10 protein-coding genes are annotated in these 9,080 nt (G+C 54.8%); 8 read left to right on the plus strand and 2 right to left on the minus strand.

The window, feature by feature from the left end; genetic code table 11:
• Positions 1 to 121 precede the first annotated feature (121 nt).
• From FDX01_RS10760 to iadA, 3 genes are read left to right on the plus strand one after another with little or no spacing between them, the layout of a single operon-like run.
• Complete coding sequence (locus tag FDX01_RS10760; RefSeq protein WP_137361936.1) at positions 122 to 781, plus strand: nucleoside recognition domain-containing protein; 660 nt, start codon at positions 122 to 124, stop codon at positions 779 to 781.
• 1 nt (position 782) lies between these two features.
• Positions 783 to 1,244, plus strand: a complete 462-nt coding sequence (locus FDX01_RS10765) for a YjiG family protein (protein ID WP_115257801.1) — start codon at positions 783 to 785, stop codon at positions 1,242 to 1,244.
• A gap of 11 nt (positions 1,245 to 1,255) precedes the next feature.
• Entirely contained in the window at positions 1,256 to 2,419 is a 1,164-nt protein-coding gene (gene iadA / locus FDX01_RS10770) for a beta-aspartyl-peptidase (RefSeq protein ID WP_137399761.1), read from the plus strand.
• 115 nt (positions 2,420 to 2,534) lie between these two features.
• On the opposite strand, the gene bcp is transcribed toward iadA, so the two are convergent.
• Together bcp and FDX01_RS10780 are read right to left on the minus strand one after the other, a co-directional pair.
• Positions 2,535 to 3,005: a thioredoxin-dependent thiol peroxidase gene (gene bcp, locus FDX01_RS10775; protein ID WP_096756198.1), complete on the minus strand. Its 471-nt coding sequence runs from the start codon at positions 3,003 to 3,005 to the stop codon at positions 2,535 to 2,537.
• Positions 3,005 to 3,577, minus strand: a complete 573-nt coding sequence (locus FDX01_RS10780; RefSeq protein WP_212734011.1) for a glycine cleavage system transcriptional repressor — start codon at positions 3,575 to 3,577, stop codon at positions 3,005 to 3,007. The genes bcp and FDX01_RS10780 overlap by 1 nt, the downstream gene beginning before the upstream one ends.
• 145 nt (positions 3,578 to 3,722) lie before the next feature.
• Here FDX01_RS10780 and dapA point away from each other — a divergent pair, with 145 nt between their 5' ends.
• The 5 genes from dapA to FDX01_RS10805 form a co-directional block, all read left to right on the plus strand.
• Positions 3,723 to 4,601 carry a 4-hydroxy-tetrahydrodipicolinate synthase gene (gene dapA / locus FDX01_RS10785; RefSeq protein WP_096756200.1) on the plus strand — a complete coding sequence of 293 codons (879 nt, stop codon included), beginning with the start codon at positions 3,723 to 3,725 and terminating at the stop codon, positions 4,599 to 4,601.
• Between the two features lie 16 nt (positions 4,602 to 4,617).
• Complete coding sequence (bamC, locus tag FDX01_RS10790; RefSeq protein ID WP_117343534.1) at positions 4,618 to 5,652, plus strand: outer membrane protein assembly factor BamC; 1,035 nt, start codon at positions 4,618 to 4,620, stop codon at positions 5,650 to 5,652.
• 110 nt (positions 5,653 to 5,762) lie between these two features.
• Positions 5,763 to 6,476, plus strand: coding sequence for a phosphoribosylaminoimidazolesuccinocarboxamide synthase (gene purC, locus FDX01_RS10795; RefSeq protein WP_096756202.1), 714 nt, complete (start codon positions 5,763 to 5,765; stop codon positions 6,474 to 6,476).
• A gap of 129 nt (positions 6,477 to 6,605) precedes the next feature.
• On the plus strand, positions 6,606 to 7,472 hold the full coding sequence (locus FDX01_RS10800) for a neutral zinc metallopeptidase (RefSeq protein WP_117343535.1): 867 nt from the start codon (positions 6,606 to 6,608) through the stop codon (positions 7,470 to 7,472).
• A gap of 15 nt (positions 7,473 to 7,487) precedes the next feature.
• On the plus strand, positions 7,488 to 9,080 hold a 1,593-nt coding region (locus FDX01_RS10805), incomplete at its 3' end, for a GNAT family N-acetyltransferase (protein ID WP_249360946.1).

Genomic DNA, 9,080 nt, shown 5'->3' on the forward strand with positions numbered 1-9,080 from the left:
GACCTCTATACACACTTTCTGAATAATCTTCCTGGGTGTCGTTTTTCTCCGTATTAGCCTTTAACTTGACCAATGTGATGTCTTTTTGTCACACAAGGAATAAGACCAACAGGAGAAAAAAATGGGTCACAACACGCACACGCAACAAAAAGCGGGATGGGTTGGCTATCTCGCCTTTTTCGTCACTATTATCCTTTTTTCCGGCATGTTTTCGAAAAGTACCGACTGGTGGCGGGTGTTCGATTTCACCGTTCTCAACGGCGCATTTGGGCAGATAAACGCGGCAGGCGAGACGGCGGTCTCGTTTCGCGGTACCGGCGGGATGGGCGCAAAAGATGGCTTTTTATTTGCGCTGGAACTGGCGCCCTCCGTCATTCTGTCACTTGGCATCATCTCCATTACCGAAGGCTTGGGAGGGTTGCGCGCGGCGCAGCAGCTAATGACGCCGGTCCTGCGCCCCTTACTCGGCGTGCCGGGTATTTGCTCGTTGGCGCTGATTGCGAATGTGCAAAATACCGACGCCGCAGCCGGAATGACCAAAGAGCTGGCGGAAGAGGGGATTATCACCGAGCAGGAACGCGCTATTTTTGCCTGCTGGCAAACCAGCGGTAGCGCGTGTATCACCAACTATTTTTCCTCAGGCGCGGCGCTGTTTACGATGGTTACCGTTCCGGTGATAACGCCACTGGCGGTGATCCTGGTCTTCAAATTTGTCGGCGCGAACCTGCTACGGCTGTGGATCGCGCAGCTTGAAAATCGCCGTACGCAGCAGGAGGCCTGAGATGACAACACACGTACGTAAAAATGTCATGGATATGTTCATCGATGGCGCAAGGCGCGGGTTTACCATTGCCACCACCAGCCTGTTACCGAACGTGGTGATGGCGTTTGTGATTATTCAGGCGCTAAAGGTAACGGGGTTGCTCGACGTCGTCGGCCGGGTGTGCGAACCGGTTATGGCGCTGTGGGGATTGCCGGGGGAATCTGCCACCGTGCTGTTGGCGGCGGTGATGAGTATGGGCGGCGGCGTTGGCGTTTGCGCCAGTCTGGTTGTCGCCGGAACCCTTTCGGGACATGATGCGACGGTATTGCTACCGGCCATCTACCTGATGGGGAATCCAGTGCAAAATGTCGGACGCTGTCTGGGGACTGCGGGGGTTCATCCTCGCTATTATCCGCTTATTATTGCGGTATGCGTGATTAATGCGCTGCTCTCTATTTGGGTTATGCAGGTAATTGCCTGACAAGGAAGGTTATGAACTGTTCAATTCTTGGTCTGACGCTGTTCCAGTGCGGACACGTTTACGCGCCTGATGATTTGGGGCAACAAGATATTCTGGTCGCGGGCGGAAAAATTGTCGCCATCGCGCCGTCTATCCTGGCAGACGATTTTCCCGGCTGTCAGTGTATCAATCTCGAGGGTGCCATTGTTTGTCCGGGGTTTATCGATCAGCACGTTCATTTGATTGGCGGTGGCGGAGAGGCCGGCCCCCACACCCGCACACCGGAAGTGCGTCTGTCACGTCTGGTTGAAGCGGGTATCACCTCAGTGGTGGGATTGCTGGGTACCGATGGAATTACCCGTCATCCGGAGTCGCTGTTGGCGAAAACCCGAGCACTGGAATATGAAGGCATCAGTGCCTGGATGCTCACCGGCGCGTATTCGTTACCTTCCCCGACCATTACCGGTAGTATTGAGCGCGATGTAGCGCTGATCGACAAGGTGATAGGGGTGAAATGTGCGATTTCAGACCATCGCTCATCAGCCCCGAATACCGCGGTGCTGGCGAACATGGCGGCGCAGTCGCGCGTCGGCGGATTATTAGGGCAGAAGCCGGGGATTAGCGTCTTCCATATGGGTGACAGCCCGCGCATGCTGGAGCCGCTGTATGACGTCCTCGCGCATTCAGATGTGCCGATAACCAAACTGCTGCCAACGCATGTTAACCGCGCGGAACCGTTGTTTGAGGCCGCCTTAGCCTATGCCCGCAAAGGGGGGTATATCGACATTACCAGCAGTATTGATGAGCCCGTGGATCCGGCAACGGCCATCGCGACCGCGCTGCGCAGCGACGTTCCACTGTCGCGGATTACCTTGAGTTCAGACGGTAACGGCAGCCAGCCGGAGTTTGATGAACAGGGCAATCTGACGGGGATTGGTGTGGCCGGATTTGAATCACTGGCACACACGCTGCGCCAACTGGTGACGGTTCATGCCATTCCTCTGGAGCAGGCATTATGTCCGCTCACGCGCACGGTGGCGGAGTTTCTGGGACTTGGGCATAAAGGACGTCTGGCGGTTGGATGCGATGCGGACATTCTGGTGCTCAACGACACGCTGGAAGTTTACCTCCTGTGGGCGAAGGGCAACGCGGTGGTGAAAGAGAAAAAAGCGTGTGTTAAAGGGACGTTTGAGTAAACGACGTTGATGCCGGATAGCGGCGTAAATGCCTTATCCGGCCTACGGACTTGCGCGGATGTAGGCCTGATAAGACGCGTAGCGTCGCCATCAGGCTTAATCCGGCAAAAATAAATCAGGCGTTTTCCTGCACCCATTTCAGCACGATGTCGTGGTGATTGCTGGTTTTGAAATCATCAAACACATGTTCAATCTTGCCGTCAGCATCCACCAGGAAGCTGATGCGATGAATGCCATCATAGGTTTTACCCATAAATGACTTTTCTCCCCAGACGCCAAACTGCTCGCAAACCTGGTGATCTTCATCGGACAGGAGCGTGAAGTTAAGCACTTCCTTCTCCACGAAGCGGGAAAGCTTCTCCGGTTTATCGGTGCTGATACCCAGCACTTCCACGCCGGCTTTTTTTAACTGATCCATGTTATCGCGTAAGCCACAGGCCTGTACGGTACAGCCGGGCGTCATGGCTTTCGGGTAGAAATAAACCAGAACACGCTGTCCCTGGAAGTCGGTTAAATTTACTTGTTCTCCGTCTTGATCCGGCAAGCTAAATTTCGGTGCGATATCACCGGCTTTCAGTGGGTTCATTACTTAACTCCATCCTGTTCATCATGCTGTGAGTAATTGACGACGTTAATACTGCCTTGCGCATTGAGTTCTGTACAGAGTGCTTTAAACGCATCCTCAATATTTGCCGAATCGTGTGACGCAGGGCTATGTGCGGTAATCTGAATAAACAACTGGGCAGCCTTTCCGTTCTCCGCCGGTTGGGTGCGAGAAACCAGTTCGGCAATATTCATTTGATGACTGTCGAAAAGGGCGGTAAAACGCTCAATCAAATGGGGAGAGTCAGAGACATCAACCTGAACCCATACCGTGGCGGGCATCGCCGGGCGGGGGCGTGCGGTTGTACGCTTCATCACAATCAATAAATCTAGCTCTGCGCCTTTCAACGGCAAGGTTGATTCAATCAGGGTGATGGCATTCCAGGTACCAGACAACAGCATGATAAATGTAAACTCGTCACCCAGCATGGCCAGTCGGCTGTCTTCAATATTACAGCCACAACTGCTGACATGACGAGTGATGGTGTTCACAATTCCTGGGCGGTCGGCACCCAGCGCAGTAATGACCAGATAGTGTTGCGATGACGATGTCAAACCTGTTCTTCCTTTGAGTGGTGAGGTAATTATAAGGAAAGCATAAAAAAAACATGCATACAACAATCAGAAGGGCTCTGGTCGCTTGCTTTTATTGTCGTACCAAACGTACCATTGAGACACTTGTTTGCACAGAGGATGGCCCATGTTCACGGGAAGTATTGTCGCGCTTATTACGCCGATGGATGAGAAAGGTAAAGTCTGCCGGTCGAGCCTGAAAAAACTGATTGATTATCATGTCGCCAGCGGCACCTCGGCGATCGTTTCGGTTGGCACTACCGGTGAGTCCGCCACGCTGAGTCATGATGAACATGGCGATGTGGTGATGATGACGCTGGAACTGGCCGACGGGCGTATTCCGGTGATTGCCGGAACCGGCGCCAATGCGACCGCAGAAGCCATTAGTCTGACGCAGCGTTTCAACGACAGCGGTATTGTCGGCTGCCTGACGGTGACGCCTTACTACAACCGCCCGACGCAGGAAGGTTTGTTCCAGCATTTCAAAGCCATCGCTGAACATACTGACTTGCCACAAATTCTGTATAATGTGCCGTCCCGTACTGGCTGCGATATGCTGCCGGAGACCGTGGGTCGTCTGGCGAAAGTAAAAAATATTGTCGCTATCAAAGAGGCCACAGGGAACTTAAGTCGTGTTCACCAGATCAAAGAGCTGGTTTCAGACGATTTTATTCTGCTCAGCGGTGATGACGCGACCGGGCTGGACTTTATGCAGCTCGGTGGTCATGGCGTGATTTCCGTTACCACTAACGTAGCGGCACGTGAAATGGCTGAAATGTGCAAACTGGCGGCAGAAGGGCGTTTTGCCGAGGCGCGGGTGATTAACCAGCGTTTGATGCCGTTACACAACAAACTATTTGTCGAACCCAATCCTATCCCGGTGAAATGGGCATGTAAGGAATTGGGTCTTGTGGCAACCGATACGCTGCGTCTGCCGATGACGCCAATCACGGACAATGCTCGTGATATCGTCAAAGCGGCGCTTAAGCATGCCGGTTTGCTGTAAAGTTTAGGGAGATTTGATGGCTTACTCAGTACAAAAGTCGCGCCTGGCCAAGGTTGCGGGTGTTTCGCTAGTTATGTTGCTCGCGGCCTGTAGTTCTGACTCGCGCTATAAGCGCCAGGTGAGCGGTGATGAATCCTATCTGGAGGCCGCACCGCTTGCTGAGCTTCATGCGCCAGCTGGGATGATTCTGCCGGTAACAACCGGTGATTATACCATCCCGGTAACCAACGGCAGCGGTGCTGTTGGTAAAGCGCTGGATATTCGCCCACCGGCTCAACCGCTGGCATTGGTTAGCGGTGCACGTACCCAGATCGCAGGTGATACGGCAACGTTGCTGGTAGAGAATGGTCGTAGTAACACGCTGTGGCCGCAGGTCGTTAGCGTGATTCAGGCGAAAAACTACACCATTACCAAACGTGATGATGCCAGTCAGACGCTGACGACCGATTGGGTTGACTGGAACCGTCTTGATGAAGACGAGCAGTATCGCGGACGTTATCAAATCTCGGTTAAACCGCAGGGCTATCAGCAGGCGGTAACGGTGAAACTGGTTAACCTCGAGCAGGCCGGTAAGCCGGTGGCCGATGCCGCTTCAATGCAGCGCTACAGCGCTGAGATGATGAACGTTATCTCTGCTGGTCTGGATAAGACCGCCACTGACGCCGCGAATGCCGCGCAGAGCCGCTCTGCCGCCACCATGGATGTTCAGAGCGCCGCCGATGACACCGGCTTGCCGATGCTGGTGGTACGCGGACCGTTCAACGTGGTGTGGCAGCGTCTGCCAGCAGCACTTGAGAAAGTGGGCATGAAAGTGACCGACAGTACTCGTTCTCAGGGCAGCATCGCCGTAACCTACAAACCGCTGTCCGATAGCAACTGGCAGGAACTGGGCGCGAGCGATCCGGGTCTGGTATCCGGCGACTACAAACTGCAGGTCGGTGATTTAGACAACCGCAGCAGCTTGCAGTTTATCGATCCGAAGGGACATACCCTGACGCAAAGCCAGAACGACGCGCTGGTCGCCGTCTTCCAGGCAGCATTCAGTAAGTAAAAATCAAGGGCTGGATAACTCCAGCCCTTTTTTCTGGTATGATACGCAAACGTGTGCGTCAGCAGAAAAACGCAATATTTATCGTTATTTCACACCCAGGAGTAATAAAGATGCAAAAGCAAGCTGAGCTGTATCGTGGTAAAGCGAAGACCGTATACAGCACGGAAAACCCGGACCTGTTGGTGCTCGAATTCCGCAATGATACGTCAGCAGGGGATGGCGCGCGCATCGAACAGTTCGATCGTAAAGGCATGGTGAACAATAAGTTCAACCATTTCATTATGACCAAGCTGCAAGAAGCGGGCATTCCGACCCAAATGGAGCGACTGCTATCCGATACCGAATGTCTGGTGAAAAAACTGGAGATGGTCCCGGTCGAGTGCGTGGTGCGTAACCGCGCGGCAGGTTCCCTGGTGAAGCGTTTAGGCGTTGAGGAAGGTATTGAACTGAATCCGCCGCTGTTTGATCTGTTCCTGAAAAACGATGCTATGCACGATCCAATGATTAACGAGTCCTATTGCGAAACGTTTGGTTGGGTGAGCAAAGAGAATCTGGCACGAATGAAAGAGCTGACCTACAAAGCCAACGACGTGCTGAAAAAAATGTTTGATGACGCGGGTCTGATCCTGGTCGACTTCAAACTTGAGTTTGGTTTGTATAAAGGTGAAGTGGTTCTGGGCGACGAATTCTCTCCGGACGGTAGCCGTCTGTGGGACAAAGAAACGCTGGATAAAATGGACAAAGACCGTTTCCGCCAGAGTCTGGGCGGCCTGATCGAAGCCTATGAAGCTGTCGCACATCGCCTGGGTGTGAAGTTAGACTGATCCCTTCCTGAGCCGGCGATCGCTCTCCGGCTCATCAATTCCCCCCTGGTTTGATTACTCTTTCTTATGGTAATCCTGTTCCGAACCGCCTACGATCATCATCATAATGAATAAAAAGTTGAGGTGATTATGCGCTGGCAAGGGCGTCGCGAAAGCGACAATGTAGAAGACAGACGTAACAGTTCGGGCGGCGGACCTTCTATGGGCGGGCCGGGCTTTCGTTTGCCACGTGGTAAAGGCGGCATCATCCTGCTGATTGTGGTCCTTGTGGCCGGCTATTATGGCGTCGATCTCACCGGGTTAATGACCGGCCAACCTGTTTCGCAGCAGCAATCCACGCGTTCCATCAGTCCGAATGATGATGAAGCGGCCAAATTTACCTCGGTGATCCTCGCCACGACCGAAGACACCTGGGGCCAGCAGTTTGAAAAAATGGGCCGTACTTATCAGCAGCCTAAGCTGGTGATGTACCGTGGCGCGACGCGAACCGGATGTGGAGCAGGCCAGTCAGTGATGGGGCCATTTTATTGCCCTGCGGACGGCACGGTCTATATCGATCTCTCCTTCTATGACGACATGAAAAGTAAGCTCGGTGCTGACGGTGATTTTGCTCAGGGCTATGTCATTGCGCATGAGGTTGGCCACCACGTGCAGAAACTACTAGGCATAGAACCGAAAGTTCGCCAGATGCAGCAGAATGCCTCGCAGGCGGAAGTGAATCGTCTTTCCGTGCGTATGGAGCTGCAGGCCGACTGCTTTGCTGGCGTCTGGGGCAACAGTATGCAGCAGCAGGGCGTGCTGGAAACGGGCGATCTGGAAGAAGCGCTGAACGCCGCCCAGGCAATTGGTGACGATCGCCTGCAGCAGCAGGGGCAGGGACGCGTGGTACCGGACAGCTTTACGCATGGTACCTCTGAACAGCGCTATAGCTGGTTCAAACGCGGTTTTGATAGCGGCGACCCGGCGCAATGTAATACCTTTGGCAAAGGCATTTAAGATCCTGAGGCTGGGATGTCCGATAACACCGCACTGAATGCGTTAACTGAACACATGGCCCGGGAAGGCATCCGTCGCCTGCTGATTATTAGCGGCGAGGGTATGTGGCCTCAGGAGCGGGCGCTTGCGCTACGCAACACATTACCCGGCGACTGGCTTTGGGTGGGGGCAACGGCTCCCGCTGAACCGTACTGCACGCCGCAAGCGCTACAAACGTTACTGGGGCGTGAGTTTCGCCATGCGGTTTTTGATGCCCGTCAGGGATTTGACGCTGCGGCGTTTGCCGCCCTAAGCGGCACGCTGCGTGCCGGAAGCTGGCTGGTGCTGCTGACGCCCCCCTGGCTGACCTGGCAAACGCATCCTGATGTGGATTCACTGCGCTGGAGCGATTGCGCTGAACCTATCCCTACGCCGCACTTTGTCGAACACTTTCAACGGGTGATGACCCGTGACGGACAAACCCTGCACTGGCAACAGCATCAGCCTTTTGCGCCTGGACATTTTCCCGCGCTCGCTCGCTGGCAGCCAGCCAACGGCGAGCCTCAGCCAGAGCAGGCGGTCATTTTACAGCAGCTGCTGGATATGCCGCCCGGCGTGGCAGCGGTAACCGCCGCGCGAGGCCGGGGTAAATCCGCCCTGGCCGGGCAGTTGATATCACGCATGAAGGCAAGCGCCATTGTTACCGCCCCGGCAAAAGCGGCGACGGATGTGCTGGCGCAGTTTGCCGGAGAACGTTATCGTTTTATGGCGCCTGATGCGTTACTCACCGGCAGCGAAACCGCTGACTGGTTGATTGTGGATGAAGCGGCCGCTATTCCCGCCCCGTTGCTGCATCAGCTGGTTTCGCGTTTTCCACGTGTGCTGTTGACTACCACCGTTCAGGGTTACGAGGGAACCGGCAGAGGATTCTTATTGAAGTTCTGCGCGCGTTTCCCCCATCTTCTGCGTTATGAACTGCAGCAGCCCATCAGGTGGGCTCAGGGGTGTCCGCTGGAACAAACCGTCAGTGAGACGCTGGTGTTCGACGACGACACTTTTTTGCATCCCCCTCAAGGCGATATCCACTTCTCCACCTTTGAGTCGACGGCCTGGCATAGCAATCCGCATCTGCCGCTGGCGGTATACCGGCTGCTCTCCGGGGCGCATTACCGCACGTCTCCGCTGGATTTGCGCCGAATGATGGACGCGCCTGGCCAGCATTTTTTGCACGCATCGGCGGCTGACGCGGTGGCGGGGGCCGTCTGGTTGGTGGATGAAGGCGGCTTATCCGCTGAACTTAGCCAGGCCGTCTGGGCAGGTTATCGTCGTCCAAGAGGAAACCTGGTGGCGCAATCACTGGCCGCGCACGGCAGTGACCCACAGGCGGCGACGCTCGTTGGACGGCGAGTAAGTCGTATTGCGGTTCATCCCGCCCGCCAGCGGGAAGGTATTGGGCAACGGCTAATCGAGCAGGCTCATTACTATTCCACGCAGTGTGACTATCTGTCGGTCAGTTTTGGTTATACGAGTGAGCTATGGCGTTTCTGGCAGCGATGCGGCTTTGTGCTGGTGCGGATGGGGAATCATCGGGAGGCCAGCAGCGGCTGCTACACCGCGATGGCGCTGCTG

The organism is Citrobacter sp. wls613 (genome assembly GCF_005281195.1).
Lineage (GTDB): Bacteria > Pseudomonadota > Gammaproteobacteria > Enterobacterales > Enterobacteriaceae > Citrobacter > Citrobacter gillenii.